We start from the raw sequence: 22,370 nt of genomic DNA on the forward strand, positions 1-22,370 counted from the left end.
TATAAATAGTGTGCCTAACGGAAAGTCTGATAAAATAAGAATTCAGGTGAGCACCACAGACGCTGCTAATACAGGGCTTAATCTTTTATCCTATAATCCTGATTCTGGCTCATCAAATATGAGCCTTGAGGGAAACATTAACGGATACAACTACATTACAGATCCCACAGACCCTAACTATTACAGTTTCAACAATAACTATCTTAATGAAAACTACTACCTCAGAGCTCTTTATTTTCTTAAAGTTGCCCTTGAAAATAATGATCAGGGAAGGATTCAGAAAGCAGTAGACTACTTTGATAAGATTGCAGATAAACTATATAAACAGCAATCAATTATTGGAGCAAGGCTCAATAAAATAGAAAGTATTACTGATTATAATCTGGAAGTCAAAACAAATACAAATCAAAATCTTTCCAATGACCAAGATGCCGATGCTCTTCAGGTTATTTCAGAACTCAATCAGAGAATGACAGTACTTCAAGCGATGAGAGTTACTCTTACAGACTTTTTTAGAAACAATCTTTTTGATTTCCTCAGATAGCAATTTTATTTATTAATCAAAGATGAGGAGATTCCTCACTCCGCTTCGCTCCGTTCGGAATGACATTTTCTTTGTCACCCCGAGCTTTAGCGAGGGGTCTCTCTTTTTATTGTCATTCAGAGGGGGTTTCAATGACCCCGAAGAATCTGTCCCGAAAGGATCATCTTTTTCTTTTCTCATTCCGAGCACCCTCAATGGATGCGAGGAATTTCCGCTTTGTCACCCTGAGACGAAGCCGAGGGGTCTCTTTCTTTTAGAAAGGGAGGAGATTCTTCATCGCTAACGCTCCTCAGAATGATAGAGGACAGGTGATCGGAAGACAGAAAGAGGGACAGAATAACACTTTTCTCTCTGCTATCCTAATTACCTGTTAGTCTAACAGTTGCAATTTTTTGCGCAGTCATATAAATTATATGGAGAAATCCGAAAGGGGATGTATTAATTGTTAGTTCTAACAAGGAAGATTGGTCAGTCAATCAGAATAGGAGACAACATAGTTATCAAAATAGTCAATGTTGATGGCTCACAAGTAAAAATTGGTATAGAAGCACCAAAGGGTATGGCTATCTTCAGAGAGGAACTTTATGAGAAGCTTAAAGAGAGTAATATTGAGGCATTAAATACAGCAAAGGAATTGAAACTTGATGAATTGCTTCTTAAGGCTGAAAATTCAATGAATAAGGTCGGAGCATCTCAAAACAAGGAGCAAAAAGATGATAATTCTTAAATCAGAGCGTTTTGGCGAACTTAACATTGACGAAAATGAGATAATCTACTTTCCCATTGGCATACCTGGCGTGCCCTTTGATAGATTTATTATAAAAGACCTTATTGAGCCTGTGAAATGGCTAATAGCCATTGATGATACAGATGTTGCTATGCTTATTATACAGCCCTTTACATATTTTCCTGATTATGGCTTTGAACTTAGTGATGAAATTGTCTCTGTTCTTGATGCAAAAAGCGAAGAGGAGCTTGAAATATACGTATCTCTACTTAAATACAATGATGGGGTTGCTGCAAATCTTAAATCACCCTTTGTGATAAACAAAAATAAAAAAATTGGTGTACAGATTCTTCTTGAAGATGACCGTTACAGTTTCAAAGAGCCAATTAAGAAGTAAGGTTTGATATAATAGAGTATGAAAAATGAAAATCAGACAATAGAAAGTCTTCCAATTCAAGAGATTATTAAAAGAATCATCTCTGTAACCTCACCAGACAAGATTATTTTTTTTGGTTCATATGCCTACGGAACTCCTCGTTTAGATAGTGATATTGATATAATCGTGGTAACTTCAGTTAGAGGGTCAAAAATTGATGAATATAGAAAGATTAGAAAAAGTCTTAAGGGATTAAAATATCCTTTTGATATAATTGTTCTATCTCTGGAGGAGTTTGATTTTTATTCTAAAAGCTGGAAAAACAGTGTTATAGCTGAGGCAAATCAAAGGGGTAAATTAGTATATGAAAAAAATCAGTGAATTTGAGAATTTTTTCAAGATTGCCTGTGATGATCTCAAATTGGTGGAGAAGAACTTATCTGATCAAGAAATCAGCAGGCAACTTTTATTTTTTCATCTTCAACAGGCAACAGAGAAGTTTTTAAAAGCTCTCTTGGCTAAAAAAAATGTCAATTTTCCCAAAATACATGATATTGAAAAATTAATAGAGCTTTGCGAGGAAAACAATATAAAAGTTCCTGATTTTATTGACGATCTTATAGATTTAACCCCTTTTGCCGTAGAATTCCGATATGGACTAATCATGGAAGAATCTATAGATATTGAGAATTACTTTGAAAAAGTTGAGAAATTCAAAACCGTTGTGGAGAATTCAATTTATGGTGATTTATGAAAGTATGGAAAGCAAAAGGCAAAATTGAGCTAAACTTTAATGGTTATGATTTTAAAATTAAGCCTGGAGACAAGTTTCTCTTTGCCGATGATGTTTTCAATCTTCTTCCAGAACCAATAAAATCAGCCTTTGAACAAGCTCACAGTGTGCTACCTCCTTTTTATAGAGGTGAAAATCTAAATGGAAAAACCCTTCTTGTCATAGCCCAGGCTGCAATAGGTGATGCTCTCTGTATGACACCTGCCTTAAGGGAGATAAAAAAAAGATATCCAGAAATGACGCTTAATGTAACCATCTCAGGAAAGGCAAAGCCAGTTTTGGAGGGATTGCCCTATATTGATAATCTTTTTCCAATGCCTGTGCCATTTAAAGAGGTTGCAAAGGCTGACTATATTGTTAAGGTTATTGAAATGGTTAATGCTCCTCAGTTTGATAATCTATCTTTGGTTGATTACTATCTTTGGAAACTTTATATATATAAGACTGATAAGGAAACCCCGGATGTATTAATTAATCAAGCTGTTTTAGCTGAAATGAAAGAGGCATTTGATAAAATCAGGGAAGCTTCAGGCGGTAAAAAGGTGCTTCTTTTCCATTATCTTGCCTCTTCTGTTCATAGAACTCTTCCACCGAGACTGCTTAAAGAAATTGAAGACCTCATATGGAATGAATATGTCCCTGTTATATGTTCAATGCCCGAAGAAGATATAACTGTTGAGACAGCCCTTGATGCTTATGGAATAAGAGCTGCAAATCTTTCAGTTTTCATGAAAGATATAAGATATCTGATTGCCTCTGTAGCTCTTTCCGATGCTGTAATCACAGCAGATACAGCAACTTTGCATATAGCTGCAGGGCTTGAAAAGCCAACAGTTTTGATTACAGGTCCGGTTGATGCAGAATTAAGAACATCAAACTATCCAACTGTAATACCTGTATCGCCAAACTATATTGGGCAGACCTGTGTTGCACCCTGTATGAAACATGCAACAACAGAGCCATGCATTGAAGCACAGGTAAAAAGACAGTTTTATAGCCCTTGTATAGAAAGCATTCCACCTAAGATAATTTATTTTGCTCTTAATGATGCTAAGTTACTGACTGAAAAAGATTATGAAAAACCAAATAAGTGCATAGTTTGTGATTTTGAAGGAGAGATTCCTCTATTTGAGCTAATAAATAGTTCAAGAGTCTTTGAATGTCCATCCTGTGGGTTGCAGTTTACACATCCTATGAAAGTTATGGACTATGAGAAAACCTATGAAAAAAAGTATGGCGATCTCCTTAATTTTGGCTCTGGTTTAGCTTATGAATCCTATCAAAATATTGAAGATGAGAAAATTGAAGTAGAAAAATGGAGTAGGGTTCCCAGATTTAATGTTTTGCTTCCTATTCTTTCTCAAGTTTCAAAGGGCAAACTTCTTGATATAGGCTGCTCTACAGGCTTTTTTATGCTGATTGCAAAAAAAATTGGATTTGAAGTTTATGGAATGGAAGCTTCTGAGAAAGCTGTGAATATAGCAACAGATAAATTCAAACTAAATGTTGTCAAGGCTATGTCTTTTGATGAACTTCCTGAAGAATACAAATTGTCTTATGATGTAATAACAGCTTTTGAAGTTCTTGAACATGTCCATGCGCCATCAGAGTTTTTAGAGGATATATATTCATTGCTTGCAGACAGAGGCATTTTAATTTTAAGTTGCCCACCATTTTATAAGTTTGAAAATACAGCAAAGGGTTACAGAAAATACAAATGGTGGTATAATGACTACCCACCCCATCATGTAACCCGCTGGAAGCCCTGGACACTTCATTATGCCCTCAAGAAGGTTGGCTTCAGTGAAGTTCACATTTTCACAGAACCTCTGTTGCCAGGAACTGTTTTTGAGGGAGTTGTGCCACTGAGTTTTCAGTTAAAGTTGCCTGATGAAAAAATTATAAACATTGATGCAAATACAACAAGGGGAATAGTTGCTGAAACCTTGAAGCCTCTTTATCTTAATTCCCGTCTCCTTGGTAATTTCCAGTATGCCATTGCTGTAAAGGGAAGAAGTTTAATTAATTTTGAAGAAATTATTAAAAAAGCTATTAAATACTCTGCAATAGAGATAATTTGGGGAAGAGGTGATAAAGCTTAATAAAAATAGTAGGAGGCTAAGATGCATTTTGATCCGATGATATTTTTCTGGATTTTTCTTATGATTATTGCTATACAACCTATAATCAGACAGAGACTGCTTGAGAATGCAAGGATGAAACTTATTGGAGAAATTGAAAAACAACGCGGAAGCCGAGTGATACTTCTTGTTCATAGGCAGGAAACAATGAGCTTTCTTGGTTTTCCAATTATGAGATACATTGATATTCATGACTCAGAAGAAGTACTAAGGGCAATCCATTTAACTGATGATGATACTCCAATTGATCTTGTTGTTCATACCCCTGGAGGACTTGCCATTGCAGCAACACAGATTGCAAGAGCCCTTTCAAGGCAGAAAGCTAAAGTTACAGTGTTTGTTCCCCATTATGCAATGTCAGGAGGGACACTGATAGCCCTTTCAGCAGATGAAATTGTAATGTGTGAACATGCTGTATTGGGACCACTTGATCCACAGATAGGGCAACAACCAGCTGTTTCAGTGTTGAGCGTGCTTCAGAAAAAACCTTTAAGTGATATTGATGATAATACTTTAATCTTAGCAGATCAGGCTGAAAAAGCCATAAGACAAATGAAACAAACAATAATAGAAATTCTATCGCACAACCAATCCTCTGAAAAAGCTGAGGAAATCGCTGAAAAGCTTGTCTCAGGAAAATGGACTCATGATTACCCAATAAGTGCGGAGGAAGCAAAAGAACTGGGACTGCCTGTTTCAACTGAGATGCCCAAAGAAATAATGCTACTTATGAATCTCTATCCACAGCCTGTGAGGCAGTCAGTTGAATATATCCCTGTTAGAAAAAGTAAGGTTAAGGCTATCTTTTCCAGAAAGCAGGAGTAAGAAGTATTAGCACTGTATAATACTCAAGTCTGCCAGCAAGCATACACAAAATGAGTATCCATTTACCTAAGGGATGGATTGAAAAGTAGTTGCCAGCAGGTCCTGCTTCGCCAAGTGCAGGACCTACATTGTTCATTGATGAGACTACAGTGGAAACTGAAGTTACCATATCCAGTCCTGTTGCAGTCATGCCAATACTTGCCAGAGCACAGACAAATATTGCAAGGAAAACAAATCCCCATATACTTCCAAGAATTTCTTTTGTAAGAAATTTATCATCTAACTTTAAAGCTAACACTGCACGGGGATGAATAAGCTGATAAAATTCTCTGTATATTTGCTTAATCATTAAATAAACCCTAACCTGTTTAATTCCACCTCCTGTAGAACCTATCATTCCTCCAAAAAACATAATTATCAATAAAACCAACTGCGAAAAAGAACTCCATTTTAAATAATCAGCTGTAGCATAACCTGTAGTTGTCATTATTGAGATAACCTGAAAAAGTGCGTACCTAAACGCTTCAGAAAAAGAATGATAATAAAACAATAAGTCAACAGTCAATAAAACGACAGTAATAGAAATGATACAAAAATAAAATCTGAACTCCGCATTCTTAAGAAATCTTCTTACACGACCTTTCAGAAGATAAAAATACAAAGCAAAGTTTATTCCTCCAAGAAACATTCCAAAACTTGATATATATTCAAGCATCGGACTTTTGAAATGAGCAATGCTTGCATTTTTTGTTGAAAATCCACCAGTTGAAATTGTTGTAAAAGCATGACAAACTGCATCATAAATATCCATTCCAGCAATAAAATAAAGAATGATTATAATAGCTGTAATTCCAATATAGATAAACCACAATGATTTAGCTGTATCAATAATTCTTGGCCTCAGTTTATCAACACTTATCTCAGGAACTTCAGCCTTAAAAAGTTGCATCCCTCCAATACCCATAAGAGGCAAAACAGCAAGGACAAAAACTATAATTCCCATTCCACCTATCCACTGGGTCATGCTTCTCCAGAAAAGAAGTCCTGCAGGCAGGCTTTCCACATCAGCAAAAATGCTTGCGCCTGTTGTTGTAAAGCCAGACATTGCCTCAAAAAAGGCGTCTGTAAAGGAACTCACAGAGCCTGTAAAAATATAAGGAAGACAACCAAAAAAGGCAACAGCTATCCATGTAAGCGTTACTGTCATAAAAGCTTCTCTATACATCAATTCTTCATGTCTGTATTGTTTAGTTAAAGCGAGCATAACAGTACCACAGAAGAACGTTAAAAAACACGATAACCCTAATGCTGGTATGTCCGAAGAATGATTAATAATTGAGACCAGTATGGGAATAATCATAAAAATTGAAAGAATAATAAGAATTATGCCAATAATGTTTATTACAGTTTTATAGTTCATGTGAGAAGTTTTTCAACTTCCTTTATTGAATCTTTAAGGGCAAAGATAATTAATTTATCTTTTTCTTTTATAAAATCTTCACCTGAAGGGATTATGATACGGTCATCTCTGATGATTGCTCCAAGTATAGAATTTTTTGGAAAAATTCCTTCTTTCAATGTTTTTCCTATTAGAGATGAAGTTTTATTAACAACCACTTCTATGATTTCAGCCTTATTTTCGGCAATAGCTGTAAGAGATAATACTTCTCCCTTTCTTACATATCTGAGAATAATGCCTGCTGTAATTAATCTTGGACTTAAAACAGATTGAATTCCCAGGTTGTGTGCAAGAGGCACGTAGTCTGTTCTATTTACAAGAGCTATAACTTTTTTTGCTCCGAGTTTTTTTGCAAGTAAAGATGCCATGATATTTAGTTCATCATTGTTAGAACATGCAATATATGTATCCATATTGCTTATATTTTCTTCTAACAGAAGCTGCTTATCTGCTCCATCTCCATGAAGAACCAATGATTTACCAAGATGTTTGCTTAAAAATTTACATCTTTCAGGGTCCTTTTCTATTATTTTAATATCTGCCCTGTTTTCCATTTTGCTTGCTATATAGTATCCAATTCTTCCTCCACCAAGAATCATAATCTTTTTTGCAGGTTTCGCAGGTACTCCAAGACTTTGAGCAACCTCCTCAACTTCTTCTTTTCTTACAGGTATGTAAACTATATTCCCTTCATTTAAAATATCTTCTCCAGAAGGCACTATAACATTTTCATCCCTTTCTATTATTCCTATGATAAAATCCCTTTTTAAAAATGTTTTGATAGATTTTAATTTTTTTCCTGTAATTGGACTATCTTGAGGAATTTTAAACCCTATAACCTTTATCTTTCCCTTTTCAAATTCTATTATTTCACTCGCAAAAGGGCTTTCAATAAGCCTTGATACCGCTTCCGCAGCTTCAAGTTCAGGGTTAATAGCAGGGTCAATATCAAGATTGGCTTTACCAAGCAGTTCTTTATTAAAAAAGTAGTCGGGATTTCTTATCCTTGCAATTTTTCGCTTTATATTGAACATTGCTTTGCCAAGAAGGCAGGCAATCATATTCGTTTCATCACTGTTTGTTACTGCAAGTAAAAGGTCGGCGTTATCTGCACCTGCTTCTTTAAAAGCGGAAGGGTCGCTTCCTTCTGCCTCTATTGTAGCAATATCAAGCTCTTCTGAAATTCTTCTAAGCTTGCTCCCATCTCTATCAATAATTACAACATCAACCCCTTCATAGGTAAGAAACTTTGCAATTTGATATCCGACCTCACCAGCACCAACAATTATTACTCTCATCGTTACTCCTTTGAAATTGTGAAAAAATTATATCATTAAAGATTAAAAATGAGCAATTTAAGAAACAATCCTGTTTCAGATAGATTATTTTTGATGAAAGGCGTATGATTGTATCAGATAAAATTTTTTGATATAATGAGTGTGAGGTTTTGAGATGAGAATTAAAGTTATTTTTTATGCTCCCAAACTTCCCATACTTTATAGAAACAGATTTATGTCTCTGATAAAAGATTCTCTGGAAAAATCTGATAGTGCTTATAAAGAAAAACTTTATCCAGATAAAAGCCAAGAAATAACTAAAGTGGTAAAGCCATTTTGCTTCTGTGTAACCATACCTGCATCAAGACAGACTAAAAAAGAAAAAATAATCATAGACAAAGATTTTGAGATAGAAGATACGGTTTTTTATTTTTTAGACACAGGCTATGTATCTCTCATAGTTAGTTCTTCTGATTATGAGTTTATGGTTAATCTTTATAATGGACTTCTTGAGAATAAATCCTTTCAATTTAGTGATGAGCTAACATTCATGCTAAAAAGGATATTTATGCTTAATGAGAAAAAAATTGAAAATGATAGCGTTACTTTTAAAACACTCTGTCCAGCTTTGATTGAAACCAAAGATGGAAAACCAATTTTGCCCTCTGATAATGTGGAGGACTTTAATATTGAGTTTAATGCAATACATGATAGAATTTTCAAGGACATAAGAGGATACGGACTGAAGAGAGCACTTGAATTTGAGCCTTTGAGTCTTAAAAAACAGGTGGTTAAACATACATTGAAAGGCTTTAGAGAAAAGACTGGTAAACCCTACATGACGCTAACCTGTTTTGAAGGCTCTTTCAGACTGAGCGGAGACCCTGAGGATTTAAGATTGCTTTATCAGATAGGGATTGGCTTAAGGACAGGACAGGGCTTTGGCATGGTAGAGGTGTGTTAAGGTGTTAGAAAAAAACGGACAAACGATGCCCTATAAGGCTGTCATTAAAATTTTGGAGAATATACTATACAAGAAAGCTAAAGAGAATTTATATAGAAGTGTCTATGTTAATAACATTAAAAGAATTATTAACAGATTAATTTATTAGGTGTAGGCATGGTGAATGATAGTATAAAACTCTATCCATCAACAGTTAAACATAAAATCTACATGAGAGATTGGTATTTCAATGCTGGGATAGTAGGATTTCTTAATATAATCACAGATGGGAAGGAATTAGATAGTATTCCATATCTAACAATTGGTGAGAATTATATTGAATTTAGTGATGAAATTTTTGAAGGTTTTGAGGAGAAATTTAGCAAATATGCTTTTTTGAAATTTTTTAATGTTAATGCTTATCTTCAGCGTTTACAAAAAGCTCAAAAAGATTTAACTGAAAAAAAGACAAAAATCAAACCTGAACAGATAAGAAAAAAACTTGAAGAGATTGAAAAACCCCCATATAAGGATTTTTTGAAATTATTGAATATACCGGTTTGGGAGTATAAGTCCGCTGAAGATTTTATAGACAATCTTGAAAAAGCTCAGTCTAAGTTAAAAAATCTCTCTAAAAATCAAATTTTTGAGATTTTAAACAAAACCCCTGAAGGCAAGGAGTCAATACAAATTTTTATCAATCAGAAATTGAAAGGTGTATGTTCTCATGAAAATGTTTCAGAATATGTAAGCAGGATAAAAGCTATGAAATACTCAAAGAAATTAAAGAATAATGAACTATGTCCATCCTGTCAAGAAAAAAAGGCAGAATACGAGTTTAACAATGCTGTATCTAATATCATTGGATTCAACAAAGATAACTCAAACTGGATATGGGGATTTAAGACTTCAAAACTTCAAATATGTCCTTTATGTGCTATTATTTACAGTTGCGCTTTTGCCTCCTTTGCTTATGTTTTAAAAATAGCCGAAGGAGAATATCTGAATTATTTTTATTTCCCCAATGAGAACACAAATTTAAAAACACTTTATGAAATAGTTAAAACATTTAATCTTTTAATTGACAACATTGAAGAAAACAGCAATCTTCTCTATGTAATGATAAAGCAAATAGTGGATTATATAACAAAGAAACAGATAAATCGTATCTCAGAAAATATTAATTTTATTGAAATTGCTGACAATCCCATTCTTGCAGGTCAAGGGACTAAAGGATACAATATTTACAACTACAATATTAGCCCTGATATAGCTATGTTTCTTGATTTGCAGTTTAAAAATGAAAGTGTTCCGAAAGGTTATTATGTCCTAAATAAAAATTACTGTAGTATTGAAGAGGAACTTTTGAAACTTGCCATTAGTTATCAGATTGATTACTCAACTCTCTACAGATATTTTGCATACTATTTAGACACTGATAATTACTCAACTAAATATAACTTGAATAAAGTTATGAATTTTGTAATTAAATATATCCAATGGGTAAGAGGTGAAAGCATGGAGAAAAGTCAAAAAATAATTAACAAAGGCTACCTTAGTGGACTTAGCCTTCGCAATGAACTTATAAAAAAGGGTAAAGAAAATCAGATTAACGGATTAGTTTATGGTTTTTTGAATGACTTAAAAATAGGTGACAGAGAAAAATTTCTTGACAAGTATCTGAGGATAGTAATGTCTCATAATCAACCAAATCGTTTTGGTAAGGATGAAATGCTTGATGATGATTATTTCTTGCAGTTTGGTTACTCATTTGTTAGTGGTTTAATTAGTAAAAGTGGCATAGAGAATAATACTGGAACAAATGATATAGAGGAGGAGTAATTATGATAGCCCAAAAATATTTACATCTGGCAGTAATCTTTAAAGCATCAAATTTAAACTATGGCGAGGGTGTTGGGAATATTCTTACACTAAAAAAAGTTACTACTGAGGGGAAAAACTATTCTTACATAAGCAGGCAGGCTCTGAGATATGACGTTGTGAGAATGCTTAATGAGCTTTGCGGTTATAGACTTACTGATGTTGATAGGCAAGCTGGTGTTATCCAATTTGCCGAACATGCTACTATCAAAGATTTTCCCGAGATAGATTTCTTTGGTTATATGAAAACTACAACTTCTAACAAGATTAGAAAAGCTGTAGTGAGACTCACCGATGCTGTAAGCCTTGAACCATTCTATAATGAACTTGAATTTGCAACCAATAAAGGACTTGCAGATAGAATTCCAAACAATGTAGGTAATGACATTTTTCAGGCTGAAATTCATCGTTCATATTATTGTTACACTTTAACCTGCAATCTTGAGGAGATAGGTGTTGACCCTGTATATGAAATTGTTCTTGATAATACAGAGAGAGCAAATAGAGTAAAATGTCTGTTGAATGTTATTAAGCTACTTAACAGAGACATAAGAGGTAAAAGAGAAAACCTTTCTCCTTTATTTGTAATAGGTGGATTATATGATGTGGGTAATCCATTCTTTTACAACAGAATAAAGCTTTCTTTTACCAAAGATAAGATTATGCTTAATGAAAAATTAATAAACAGCACTCTTGCTATTAAAACCTTTGAAAATACTGTTGGACAACAGAGTATGTTAGGTTATATTGATGGAGAATTTTCAAATATAGACAGTATAACTGTTGGAGAAAAGTATAGTATTGAAAATTTTTTTGTGAAATTAAATGAGAAGATTGACGAATTTTACAAAAACAAATCATGAAAGCTGTTAGAATCAAACTCTATCAGAATATGGTTAATTACAGAAAGGAGTTGAGCTATGGCTATGTGCAGACTTATCCACTTCCAACTCCTTCAATGGTAAAAGGTATGGCTCATAGCCTTCTTAACCTTAACAAATACCATAATCTTAAAATATCCATACAGGGCAATTATTCTTCTGTAGTAACAAATATGCAGAAGGTATACAAATTTGATAGAGTCAGAGATGATAAAAAAAGGGAATTTATAGACCCTCGCCCACGGATTTATGCTGGCGGGCAAAGGGTATTAAACCAAGGCATAATGTTTGTTGACGAAATAGTTGATATGGAACTTATTCTTCATATATCCTTTGATGATGAAGGGTTGAATGACAAACTTCTTGAGGCATTAAAGCAGAAAACTGTTATTCTCGGCAGAAATGAAGATATTGCAAGAGTGGATTTTGAAGATACAAGTCTTGTTGACATTTTATCATTCAGTGATGAATACAGGCTTCCATACAATATATATCTTGCACCTGAGCTTTGTAAAAAAGAGCAATTGGAGGGGACATGTTATAGATTGCCTTTTTATTATGAGCCTGTAAATTCATTCACAGATAAAAGAATTTTTAGGTATGTTAACGCAATCTACATTGCAAAGGGCAATAAAATTCAATATTCAGAAATTAATGTTGACAGTGATAGGTATATAGTAAGTTTTTTGTCAATATAAAAATGCCTGTATTTGCTAAATCAAATCCTCCTGAAACTATTGAAGAACACAACAAAAAAATATTTGAAAATTATGAGAGAATAAAACCATTTCTTGATCCAGAAAAAATCAAAAAATATGATGAAGTAATCAAAAAAATTATTTATTATCATGACCTTGGCAAGTTAAATCATAAATTTCAGAATAAGCTTGGATTATCTAAAAAAGTAATGATACCAGAACTAAAAGATATTGATGAAATACCTCATGAATGGTTATCCTTAGCCTTCCTCTCAAGAGAAGACAAAAGATATTTTCATACTTTGAGTACTGATACCATCCATTTTGCTGACCTTGTTCAATACTGCATCGCATTTCATCATACAAGGACAAAGCCTTTTGATAAGAAAGCCTTAGAGAAAACTATTTGTCATGATCTTGAAAAAAATAAAGGATTATTAGGGATAAACCATTCTTTAAATTTTGACTATGACATATTTAAAGATATAAAACAGAAAATTGATTCACAAAAAAATTTTAAGAATTATTTTGAACTGCTTGTTTTTCTTAAAGGCATACTGCATAAATGTGATTATACTGCTTCTGCTAATATTGAGCCTGAAAGTCACTATTCAGGCAATTATGAAAAAGATTTCAATAATTGGTTATCTAAAAAAGGATGGCATCTTAAACCTTTTCAAAATGAGGCAAAAAGACTATCAGATAAGAGCGTAGTTCTTGTAGCTTCCACAGGTACGGGAAAAACCGAATATTCAATGAACTGGATAAATGGACAAAAGGCATTTTATCTTTTGGGCATTAGAACTGCGGTTAATGAAATGTATAGAAGATTTAAAGATATATTCGGTGAGAATGTATCTCTATTACATGGTGAAATTAGTAATATAATTGAGGATGATGATACAGAGGAAAGATATGTTGAAAGAATTGAAACTGCAAGAAAACTTTCTGCTCCCCTGACTGTAGCAACTGCTGACCAACTTGTAACATCAGTTTTCAAATATAATGGATTTGAAATGACATATCTTACTGCTTCCTATTCAAAGATTGTGCTTGATGAGATACAGAGCTTTTCTCCAGACTCTATTGCGGCAATAATGGTTTTTCTAAAGGAAGTTCATAGGCTTGGTAGTAAATTTCTTATTATGACAGCAACACTCCCACCTTTTATTAAAGAAGAATTAAAGGAGTTGCAGAATGCGGAATTTCCTGAGCCTGTATTGTTGCCAAATAAGCGACATTTTATTACCGTTTATGATGAACCAATTGACAGCGAACGGTCATTGAAGATGATTGATAAAAACTTCAAATCAGGCAAAAAAATACTGATTGTCTGTAACACTGTAAAAAAAGCACAGCAAATGTATGATATGCTAAAAAATTTTAATCCATCACTGCTACACTCAAGATACATACTGAAAGATAGAAAAAATAAAGAAAGCAGAGACCACGGAATAATGGCTGTCAATAACCCTAAACATCCACCTGTAATCTGGATAGCTACTCAGGTGGTAGAAGCGAGCCTTGATTTAGATTTTGATGCATTGTTTACAGAATGCTCCCCCATAGATAGTCTTTTACAGAGATTTGGAAGATGCTGGAGAAAAAGAGAATATACAGATAATAAGCCCAATATTCACATTTTTAAAGCTGAAGACAATAGGATTTATGATGAAGAACTTCTTGACAGAACTTATTCTCTAATTTTTAATAATTACAAGAATAAAATCATGGATGAGAGAGATAAGCAAGATGCGATATTCACAATTTTTAAAGATATTGAGAAGACAAAATATTATGAAAAATACAAGCGAAATAAAGAATTGCTTGAATTAGGTTTTAAAGCTCAATCAAAGACCGAAGCTGAAGCCCTTTTTAGAAACATAGCTTTCAATTATTGCGTTATTCCTCGTCCTGTTTATGAAGAAAATGAGAAGGAAATAAGGAATTTGATAGAACTTATAGACAATAAAGATACAGAAAAAATGCAACGTATTAAGGCTAAAGCTAAGATAAAAGATTTTATAATTCCTCTTCAGATATTTGGAACTTTCAAAAATTTAACCCCTGTGCCTGATTCTGAATATTGCAAAAGAAACAATATAATGATAATGAACGAAGTTACCTACTCTTATGAGAAAGGTTTACAATTAAAGGATACAGCTGGAGAAGGAGTACTTATAGACTAAATATTAGAATTGAATCAGTTTTGCAAAAATCTGTAATTTTTGGTATTATATTACCAAAATATTAGGGAGTATGGATGCTTTTTCATAGGATTATTTCATCAAAGCTATCCACTGCAATGAGGCATTTTCCTGCTGTTTTTCTTACAGGTGCAAGGCAGGTTGGCAAATCAACTCTTGCACTGTCTATGTTTAAAAACTATGTAACCCTTGATGATACAACCGTGTATGAATCCGCTTTAGCAGACCCTCCGCTTTTCGTCAGTAATCTAAAAAAACCTGTTGTCATTGACGAAATACAAAAATTGCCAAGACTTTTAAATTCAATAAAGCTTGACATAGATAAAAACAGAATTAATGGGAGTTACCTGTTAACAGGTTCTGCTAATATATTGGCATTTAAAGACATATCGGATACGCTTGCAGGAAGAATGGCAATTATTGAGCTTTTTCCTTTAAGTTGTAAGGAGATTTCTAAAAAGACGGAAAATGTGATTGAAATACTCTTTAATGCCAATTTTAAAGATTTCACTTTACCATCAATAGAGACTGATTTAATTATTGAACAGGTCATCAATGGTGGATATCCCGAGATTCAAAAGATAGACACAGTAACTGGAAGATATTTATGGTTTAGTTCATATATACGGACATACATTGAAAGAGATGTTAGAGACTTGGGAGAGTTGAGAAATCTTGATAAGTTTATAAAAATGTTTAATTTGCTCGCGCCAAGGTCTGCCAATTTGCTTAATAAATCAGATATTGCTCGTGATGCTCAATTAGAAATTAAAACCCTTGAGAACTATCTTAATTTATTGAAAATGGTCTATCAAATTTACATTTTAGCACCTTACAGCAGAAACATAAGCAAACGAATAATCAAGACAGGGAAACTATTTTTCACAGACAGTGGCATATTATCTCATTTGCTTGGAGTATCAACAAAAGAAGACCTCATGCAGTCTCCCTACAAAGGCTTAATTTTTGAGACATTTGTATTTTCTGAAATTCTTAAGGCCACAAAGTATTCAGATAAACCTGCTGAGCTTTTCTTTTACAGAACCCATGACAGGCAGGAAATTGATTTTGTTATTGAGCAGGGCAGAAGCATTATTGCCATTGAGGTAAAATTTTCAAAAACTGTAACGCGGGATGACTTTAAATATATTGCTTCTTTAGATAAAGCCGTCCGTAATCTTAAAGCGGGATATGTTTTATACATGGGAGAAAGGATTCTTCCTTTTGGAGAGAAGTTTTTTGCTTTACCAGTTAGTATACTTTTTTAATTTAAAATGGAAACATTAAGACAGGAATTTGACTTTCAGACTCTCAGGACAAACGGGATAAAAATTAATTATCTTTATGTCTGCGAACGGAAGCTCTGGCTTTTTGACAGAGGAATTCAGATGGAGTCAAAATCGGATAAAGTCCTTATGGGAAAGCTTCTTTCAGAGTATTCCTATCCTGCAGAAGAAAAACGGGAATTACTCATTGATAACCTGATAAACATTGATATCGTAGGCGATGACCAGATAAGAGAAGTGAAATACAGTAATCGCCTTGCCCATGCAGATAGAATTCAACTTTTGTATTATCTTTACTATCTAAAGCAGATTGGAATTGAAAAAAAGGGTATCATAAACTATCCAAAAATGCGTAAAAGAGAGGAAATTACTCTTACACCTGAAGCGGAGAGGGAGGTTGAGGAGGCTTTAGTTAGAGTAAGGGAAATTGTGAGCATGGAAAAACCACCTGAATTAAAGAAAAAACCTTATTGCACAAAGTGTGCTTATTTTGAGTTTTGCTGGAGTTGAACGATGAGAAACTATTACATATTCTCAAATGGAAGAATCAGGCGGAAGGAAAATACAATATACATAGAAAATGAACAAGGAGACAGGAAAGCCATTCCCATAGAAGATGTTGATACAATTCATGTATTTGGAGAAGTTGACTTAAATACAAAGCTTCTCAATTTTCTCTGTCAACAGGGGAAAACAGTGCATTTCTATAACTACTATGGATTTTACTCTGGTAGCCTAATTCCAAGGGAGCGAAATGTTTCAGGGCATCTTTTAGTAAGACAGGTTGAGCATTTTCTTGACCCTGAGCGAAGATTTTATCTTGCCTATTCCTTTGTAGAGGGCGCAATTTTTCATATGCTGAGAAATCTCAGGGAATACAAAAACACTGATGAATTTCAGGATAAAATCAAGAAAGAATTGACCAACGCCGTTGAGACAAAAAGCATTAGCGAGCTCATGGGATGTGAAGGAAGAGCAAGGGATTTTTATTATGAGGCATTTAATACCTTTTTGAAATCAGATTTCTCAATGGAAAAGAGAGAAAAAAGACCTCCGAAAAATCCGATTAATGCACTTATTTCTTTTGCAAATAGTATGATTTATACAGCTGTGCTTAATGAAATATATCACACCCAGCTTAATCCAACAGTAAGCTATTTACATGAGCCAAGCGAGAGAAGATACTCTCTAAGTCTTGATATCGCAGAGATTTTTAAGCCCCTTATAGCTGATGCAATAATTTTCAAACTCATAAATAACAACATGATAAAGCTGGATGATTTTGAAGAAGATGTTAACTATTGTTATTTAAATGACAGTGGTAGAAAAAAATTTATCAGAGAGTTTGACCAGAAATTAAGCACAACAATAAAACATAGGAAGCTTAAAAGAAATGTCTCCTACAGGACGATAATCAGAATTGAATGTTACAAACTCATAAAACATTTCATTGGAGATGAAGTGTATGCTCCTTTTAAGGCTTGGTGGTGAGTTAGATAATGTTCTTGCTATTTTAGGCTACAGTAAAATTTTTTATTATTCTGAAAATTTTCATTCTGAAGGTTTTGCTGTCATTCTGAGCGAAGCGAAGAATCTCAGATTTTAATTTAGGAATAAATTAAAATGCCTTATTTAATCGTCACATATGATATCGCTGAAGAGAGAGTAAACAAAGTTCGTAAAATACTCAAGAAGTATTTTATGTGGGTGCAGAATTCTGTATTTGAGGGAGAGATAACAGAGGGAAAGCTTGTAAAATGTAAGCTTGAACTTGAAAAGGTCATAGACAAAGAAGTAGATTCAGTATACTTCTACAGTCTTGAAAACAGGCTAAATTACAGAAAAACCGTATTAGGCATCGAAAAAGAAATAACGGGTAATATTTTATAGATAAATTGTGAGTAAATACTTTGAACTAAGCGAAAATCTCTATTTATTTTTATTAATTCTCACATTTAGAATGAGCACATTGCTTATGCCGTCATTTCTTTCTGTCATTCTGAACGAAGTGAGGAATCTCTTTCTATTATTAAGTCTGCATCAAACCTGTTTTAAGTCGGAGGTTAGGCGAGAGATAATATTATCAATAATTTGAAAAGTGATTTTGGACATTTTTTAAAAATTGATTAAAGGTCTGATGCAAATAACTTGTTTTTTGAGGGGGTTCTCAGATGCGATAATTTTTTTGTAAAATTTAGAAATATAAAGAATTTTGGGAGCAATTCATTGTTCATTGACAAGCTGGGGGTTTCATCTGAACCATGTGGGATATAAAGATCCATTGCTATTATGTTAGCAAAAATTGATTACTAGTTTCATCTGAACCATGTGGGATATAAAGGTTGTTATCAATAATATAATATATGAGGTATTAGATGTTTCATCTGAACCATGTGGGATATAAAGCATTATCACCTTTTTTTGATTGCTGATAGAGATTGTGTTTCATCTGAACCATGTGGGATATAAAGGCCACCTGCTCTTTATCATTTTGCTTCGCATAATAAGTTTCATCTGAACCATGTGGGATATAAAGGAGTAACCCCATGCCCAGTAAGATTGATCAGGGTATGTTTCATCTGAACCATGTGGGATATAAAGGTAAGATCGGTCAGGGTATTTGATATAACAATTTTTGTGTTTCATCTGAACCATGTGGGATATAAAGAGATGACGATGATATTCAAAAAAGAAATATATGTCATGTTTCATCTGAACCATGTGGGATATAAAGACTTAATATTGCAGAAATTAGACCACCCATTTAATCAGTTTCATCTGAACCATGTGGGATATAAAGTATTGTTATTATTGTTATATATATTATACATATATATGTTTCATCTGAACCATGTGGGATATAAAGGTATGATTTTTCTAAACTCCATCCTTTTCCTGAATTTATGTTTCATCTGAACCATGTGGGATATAAAGTGTTTAAAATCAAAAATATGATAAGGGTTGCTTTTTGTTTCATCTGAACCATGTGGGATATAAAGTCAAGCCTTTTTTGTTGAATACTCTGCAATTGAGATAGTTTCATCTGAACCATGTGGGATATAAAGATATTGTATTTACTTATATTATACATATATATATAGAGTTTCATCTGAACCATGTGGGATATAAAGGTTCAGAATCAGAAGACTCATTTTCACTTCTTGCAAACGTTTCATCTGAACCATGTGGGATATAAAGACTCAATGCAATGGTCGGAGGCACTCTTAAGCAGAGTTTCATCTGAACCATGTGGGATATAAAGTTTTAAAAATTATTGCAAGAAAAGTCATACATACAGGTTTCATCTGAACCATGTGGGATATAAAGTTTTAACGGTTGGCATAAATTTTTCAACTCCTTTTTGTTTCATCTGAACCATGTGGGATATAAAGTTATATCCACACTCAGCAGATTTGAATGTCCACTGAGTTTCATCTGAACCATGTGGGATATAAAGTAAGTCTTATATCTATAAGTTTCAAAGTTTCTGGAAGGTTTCATCTGAACCATGTGGGATATAAAGATCTTCTTTACTCTCATTTTTCTTTTACACTCAACACGTTTCATCTGAACCATGTGGGATATAAAGTCTTCTGCATCAAAGCTCCAACCAGAGCTCTTATCCAGTTTCATCTGAACCATGTGGGATATAAAGTCTAGTAAAGTTTTAATTTGCTTTTTTGTTAACTTCATTCGTTTCATCTGAACCATGTGGGATATAAAGTTCAAGAACAGCCTTAATGATATATCCCAACCTTTCTGTCAGTTTCATCTGAACCATGTGGGATATAAAGTATTTTGTCTATTCAGAGTGATTTTGCTGAACCTTGTTTCATCTGAACCATGTGGGATATAAAGAAAGCTTTGATATATCTTTTTTCTCAGGAACATCAAAGTTTCATCTGAACCATGTGGGATATAAAGGGGGCTCCTGCGTTTGATACTAAATTTGATGTTCCTGTTTCATCTGAACCATGTGGGATATAAAGGATGTAACTGCTGAAGTTGATTCTGCACCTCAACCTTGTTTCATCTGAACCATGTGGGATATAAAGTTTTCTAAGTCTGGTGTAATGAATTTTTGTCAGTATGGTTTCATCTGAACCATGTGGGATATAAAGGATGTGAGCTATTGGGCATGGGGTTGGTCAGGACTTCGTTTCATCTGAACCATGTGGGATATAAAGTGTATTCTTTAAATTTGTCTATCTTATAGAGTTGATAGTTTCATCTGAACCATGTGGGATATAAAGTTAGTTGCATAAGTATAAAAGAAGTGAATGTTAATTCGTTTCATCTGAACCATGTGGGATATAAAGAATGCCACCGAAGCCTTGATTTGGGTTCGTGCTCAGTTTCATCTGAACCATGTGGGATATAAAGAGAGGAATAGCCACCTTTTTATATGGAGTCCCAACAAGTTTCATCTGAACCATGTGGGATATAAAGATTGTGATCCAAACAACACTACCAACTGATACGAAGTTTCATCTGAACCATGTGGGATATAAAGCTTTAATATACGGAATTATATTTTTATACCATTCTTTGTTTCATCTGAACCATGTGGGATATAAAGCCTGAATACCAAGAAGAGTATTAAAAGTTTTATTTAGTTTCATCTGAACCATGTGGGATATAAAGAACCATAGCACCTTCATCCTTCATAACAAACTCTGCGTTTCATCTGAACCATGTGGGATATAAAGACTAACAAAACTGAACATACAACCAACTGATTTGGAGTTTCATCTGAACCATGTGGGATATAAAGGTAAAGCTCAAAACAAATGTCATCAGAACAAGTATTGTTTCATCTGAACCATGTGGGATATAAAGTTGTTAGTAGTCTTTGATGTTTATAATCTTAACCCAGGTTTCATCTGAACCATGTGGGATATAAAGTTTGGAATGGTGTATGTGTTTGAGAAGAGAGACGGGTTTCATCTGAACCATGTGGGATATAAAGCTTCAAGTGCTTGCATATACCTTCTCACTGGTTCAGATGTTTCATCTGAACCATGTGGGATATAAAGGCTGAAGCCAATGCAATTGTGGAGAAGCGAGATTGGAGTTTCATCTGAACCATTTGGGATATAAAGGATGTAACAGCAGATTTAAGTTCAAGTCCACAGCCTCGTTTCATCTGAACCATGTGGGATATAAAGTGCAAACTAAAGTTCATATTAGAGTTTTCTTTCACAGTTTCATCTGAACCATGTGGGATATAAAGGAAGCAAAATATGGTTCCAACACCTTTGAAATTTTTAGGTTTCATCTGAACCATGTGGGATATAAAGACTGCATTGTCAGTGTTCAAAGGTGTTGCTAAGATAGTTTCATCTGAACCATGTGGGATATAAAGGAATTACAGAAATATAAAGAAAGAGGTATTTGGGGAGTTTCATCTGAACCATGTGGGATATAAAGTCATACTTGCCCCCATTATCCACTATTTATAAACTCTGTTTCATCTGAACCATGTGGGATATAAAGCCAAACAACACAGCATTAGTAAAACTCACAATGTCCGTTTCATCTGAACCATGTGGGATATAAAGGAGTTAAGGATGAGAGATATATTTGCTCTTGTGAGGTTTCATCTGAACCATGTGGGATATAAAGTGTTGTTGAATCAGGAAATGCAAGAGCATTGGGAAGGTTTCATCTGAACCATGTGGGATATAAAGTTTTTTTCAAAAAAAATCTTGAAAAATCAATGACTTGTTTCATCTGAACCATGTGGGATATAAAGTTTTTATGAAATTCTTGAGATTTTTATTAATAAGATTGTTTCATCTGAACCATGTGGGATATAAAGCCTTTTTGGATCTTGTATAAACTGTTATAAGACAAAGTTTCATCTGAACCATGTGGGATATAAAGCTTGTTTTAGGGTTTGTGTCATCTGCATTTGCTGAGGGTTTCATCTGAACCATGTGGGATATAAAGGAACTTATTTATAGCCCAAATGCACCAGTTATTGAAGGTTTCATCTGAACCATGTGGGATATAAAGATTTATAGAGTAGATATCAAGGCATGCTTTTACAGCATGTTTCATCTGAACCATGTGGGATATAAAGTGCTTTTCACATGGTATTTGAATTGAAATTGTAGAAGTTTCATCTGAACCATGTGGGATATAAAGAAACAGATTGTGCATTGGATTTCTTACATACCACATGTAGTTTCATCTGAACCATGTGGGATATAAAGGAGAAAAAGGATGTCTCAAGGCTCTTAGATAGATGGCTTGTTTCATCTGAACCATGTGGGATATAAAGTCCTCAAAACACTGCATAACAGTTACCCCAATACTTTTGTTTCATC

General features: G+C 33.9%; 18 protein-coding genes and 1 CRISPR repeat array. Of the genes, 16 read left to right on the top strand and 2 right to left on the bottom strand.

What is annotated here, in order from left to right:
- The 7 genes from FLY87_RS09865 to FLY87_RS09900 form a co-directional block, all read left to right on the top strand.
- On the top strand, positions 1-544 hold a 544-nt coding region (locus FLY87_RS09865), incomplete at its 5' end, for a hypothetical protein (protein WP_219995012.1).
- 442 nt (positions 545-986) lie between these two features.
- The gene (gene csrA, locus FLY87_RS09875; protein ID WP_012546156.1) at positions 987-1,271 is read left to right on the top strand and encodes a carbon storage regulator CsrA; all 285 of its coding nucleotides are present in this window, start codon (positions 987-989) and stop codon (positions 1,269-1,271) included.
- The gene (gene fliW, locus FLY87_RS09880) at positions 1,258-1,668 is read left to right on the top strand and encodes a flagellar assembly protein FliW (RefSeq protein WP_141267092.1); all 411 of its coding nucleotides are present in this window, start codon (positions 1,258-1,260) and stop codon (positions 1,666-1,668) included. The genes csrA and fliW overlap by 14 nt, the downstream gene beginning before the upstream one ends.
- A gap of 18 nt (positions 1,669-1,686) precedes the next feature.
- Positions 1,687-2,028, top strand: coding sequence for a nucleotidyltransferase domain-containing protein (locus FLY87_RS09885; RefSeq protein ID WP_012545631.1), 342 nt, complete (start codon positions 1,687-1,689; stop codon positions 2,026-2,028).
- A complete protein-coding gene (locus FLY87_RS09890; protein WP_141267094.1) occupies positions 2,012-2,401 on the top strand; it encodes a HEPN domain-containing protein in 390 nt (129 codons plus the stop codon). The genes FLY87_RS09885 and FLY87_RS09890 overlap by 17 nt, the downstream gene beginning before the upstream one ends.
- Complete coding sequence (locus FLY87_RS09895) at positions 2,398-4,542, top strand: methyltransferase domain-containing protein (protein WP_141267095.1); 2,145 nt, start codon at positions 2,398-2,400, stop codon at positions 4,540-4,542. Before FLY87_RS09890 ends, FLY87_RS09895 begins: the two co-directional genes overlap by 4 nt.
- A 21-nt stretch (positions 4,543-4,563) precedes the next feature.
- Complete coding sequence (locus FLY87_RS09900; protein ID WP_012546027.1) at positions 4,564-5,406, top strand: ATP-dependent Clp protease proteolytic subunit; 843 nt, start codon at positions 4,564-4,566, stop codon at positions 5,404-5,406.
- On the opposite strand, the gene FLY87_RS09905 is transcribed toward FLY87_RS09900, so the two are convergent.
- A complete protein-coding gene (locus FLY87_RS09905) occupies positions 5,381-6,826 on the bottom strand; it encodes a TrkH family potassium uptake protein (protein WP_141267096.1) in 1,446 nt (481 codons plus the stop codon). The two genes, FLY87_RS09900 and FLY87_RS09905, sit on opposite strands and share 26 nt — an antisense overlap.
- Positions 6,823-8,163, bottom strand: coding sequence for a Trk system potassium transporter TrkA (gene trkA / locus FLY87_RS09910; RefSeq protein WP_028842069.1), 1,341 nt, complete (start codon positions 8,161-8,163; stop codon positions 6,823-6,825). The genes FLY87_RS09905 and trkA overlap by 4 nt, the downstream gene beginning before the upstream one ends.
- Before the next feature lie 154 nt (positions 8,164-8,317).
- Between trkA and cas6 the strand changes: the two genes are divergently transcribed.
- From cas6 to cas2, 9 genes are all read left to right on the top strand, one after another.
- On the top strand, positions 8,318-9,106 hold the full coding sequence (gene cas6, locus FLY87_RS09915) for a CRISPR-associated endoribonuclease Cas6 (protein WP_012546265.1): 789 nt from the start codon (positions 8,318-8,320) through the stop codon (positions 9,104-9,106).
- A gap of 156 nt (positions 9,107-9,262) precedes the next feature.
- On the top strand, positions 9,263-10,927 hold the full coding sequence (cas8a1, locus tag FLY87_RS09920; RefSeq protein WP_141267097.1) for a type I-B CRISPR-associated protein Cas8b1/Cst1: 1,665 nt from the start codon (positions 9,263-9,265) through the stop codon (positions 10,925-10,927).
- A 2-nt stretch (positions 10,928-10,929) separates the two neighbouring features.
- Positions 10,930-11,829, top strand: a complete 900-nt coding sequence (gene cas7i / locus FLY87_RS09925; protein WP_141267098.1) for a type I-B CRISPR-associated protein Cas7/Cst2/DevR — start codon at positions 10,930-10,932, stop codon at positions 11,827-11,829.
- Complete coding sequence (cas5, locus tag FLY87_RS09930; RefSeq protein WP_141267099.1) at positions 11,826-12,545, top strand: CRISPR-associated protein Cas5; 720 nt, start codon at positions 11,826-11,828, stop codon at positions 12,543-12,545. The genes cas7i and cas5 overlap by 4 nt, the downstream gene beginning before the upstream one ends.
- A 2-nt stretch (positions 12,546-12,547) precedes the next feature.
- The gene (cas3, locus tag FLY87_RS09935) at positions 12,548-14,734 is read left to right on the top strand and encodes a CRISPR-associated helicase Cas3' (RefSeq protein ID WP_141267100.1); all 2,187 of its coding nucleotides are present in this window, start codon (positions 12,548-12,550) and stop codon (positions 14,732-14,734) included.
- A gap of 74 nt (positions 14,735-14,808) precedes the next feature.
- Positions 14,809-16,020 (top strand): ATP-binding protein, encoded by a 1,212-nt coding sequence (locus FLY87_RS09940; RefSeq protein ID WP_141267101.1) that lies wholly within the window; start codon positions 14,809-14,811, stop codon positions 16,018-16,020.
- A 6-nt stretch (positions 16,021-16,026) separates the two neighbouring features.
- A complete protein-coding gene (cas4, locus tag FLY87_RS09945; protein WP_141267102.1) occupies positions 16,027-16,548 on the top strand; it encodes a CRISPR-associated protein Cas4 in 522 nt (173 codons plus the stop codon).
- Between the two features lie 3 nt (positions 16,549-16,551).
- Entirely contained in the window at positions 16,552-17,529 is a 978-nt protein-coding gene (gene cas1b, locus FLY87_RS09950; RefSeq protein WP_028842068.1) for a type I-B CRISPR-associated endonuclease Cas1b, read from the top strand.
- A 132-nt stretch (positions 17,530-17,661) separates the two neighbouring features.
- Entirely contained in the window at positions 17,662-17,928 is a 267-nt protein-coding gene (cas2, locus tag FLY87_RS09960) for a CRISPR-associated endonuclease Cas2 (RefSeq protein WP_028842067.1), read from the top strand.
- A 357-nt stretch (positions 17,929-18,285) separates the two neighbouring features.
- A CRISPR array of direct repeats spans positions 18,286-22,324; the repeat unit is 29 nt; unit sequence GTTTCATCTGAACCATGTGGGATATAAAG.
- The last annotated feature ends 46 nt before the right edge of the window (positions 22,325-22,370 follow it).

Source organism: Thermodesulfovibrio sp. Kuro-1 (genome assembly GCF_006538445.1).
GTDB lineage: Bacteria > Nitrospirota > Thermodesulfovibrionia > Thermodesulfovibrionales > Thermodesulfovibrionaceae > Thermodesulfovibrio > Thermodesulfovibrio yellowstonii.

Coding starts and splice junctions, on each gene's coding strand:
- fliW (WP_141267092.1), top strand. CDS start 1,258: ATGATAATTCTTAAATCAGAGCGTTTTGGCGAACTTAACATTGACGAA.
- FLY87_RS09885 (WP_012545631.1), top strand. CDS start 1,687: ATGAAAAATGAAAATCAGACAATAGAAAGTCTTCCAATTCAAGAGATT.
- FLY87_RS09890 (WP_141267094.1), top strand. CDS start 2,012: ATGAAAAAAATCAGTGAATTTGAGAATTTTTTCAAGATTGCCTGTGAT.
- FLY87_RS09895 (WP_141267095.1), top strand. CDS start 2,398: ATGAAAGTATGGAAAGCAAAAGGCAAAATTGAGCTAAACTTTAATGGT.
- FLY87_RS09900 (WP_012546027.1), top strand. CDS start 4,564: ATGCATTTTGATCCGATGATATTTTTCTGGATTTTTCTTATGATTATT.
- FLY87_RS09905 (WP_141267096.1), bottom strand. CDS start 6,826: ATGAACTATAAAACTGTAATAAACATTATTGGCATAATTCTTATTATT.
- trkA (WP_028842069.1), bottom strand. CDS start 8,163: ATGAGAGTAATAATTGTTGGTGCTGGTGAGGTCGGATATCAAATTGCA.
- cas6 (WP_012546265.1), top strand. CDS start 8,318: ATGAGAATTAAAGTTATTTTTTATGCTCCCAAACTTCCCATACTTTAT.
- cas8a1 (WP_141267097.1), top strand. CDS start 9,263: ATGGTGAATGATAGTATAAAACTCTATCCATCAACAGTTAAACATAAA.
- cas7i (WP_141267098.1), top strand. CDS start 10,930: ATGATAGCCCAAAAATATTTACATCTGGCAGTAATCTTTAAAGCATCA.
- cas5 (WP_141267099.1), top strand. CDS start 11,826: ATGAAAGCTGTTAGAATCAAACTCTATCAGAATATGGTTAATTACAGA.
- cas3 (WP_141267100.1), top strand. CDS start 12,548: ATGCCTGTATTTGCTAAATCAAATCCTCCTGAAACTATTGAAGAACAC.
- FLY87_RS09940 (WP_141267101.1), top strand. CDS start 14,809: ATGCTTTTTCATAGGATTATTTCATCAAAGCTATCCACTGCAATGAGG.
- cas4 (WP_141267102.1), top strand. CDS start 16,027: ATGGAAACATTAAGACAGGAATTTGACTTTCAGACTCTCAGGACAAAC.
- cas1b (WP_028842068.1), top strand. CDS start 16,552: ATGAGAAACTATTACATATTCTCAAATGGAAGAATCAGGCGGAAGGAA.
- cas2 (WP_028842067.1), top strand. CDS start 17,662: ATGCCTTATTTAATCGTCACATATGATATCGCTGAAGAGAGAGTAAAC.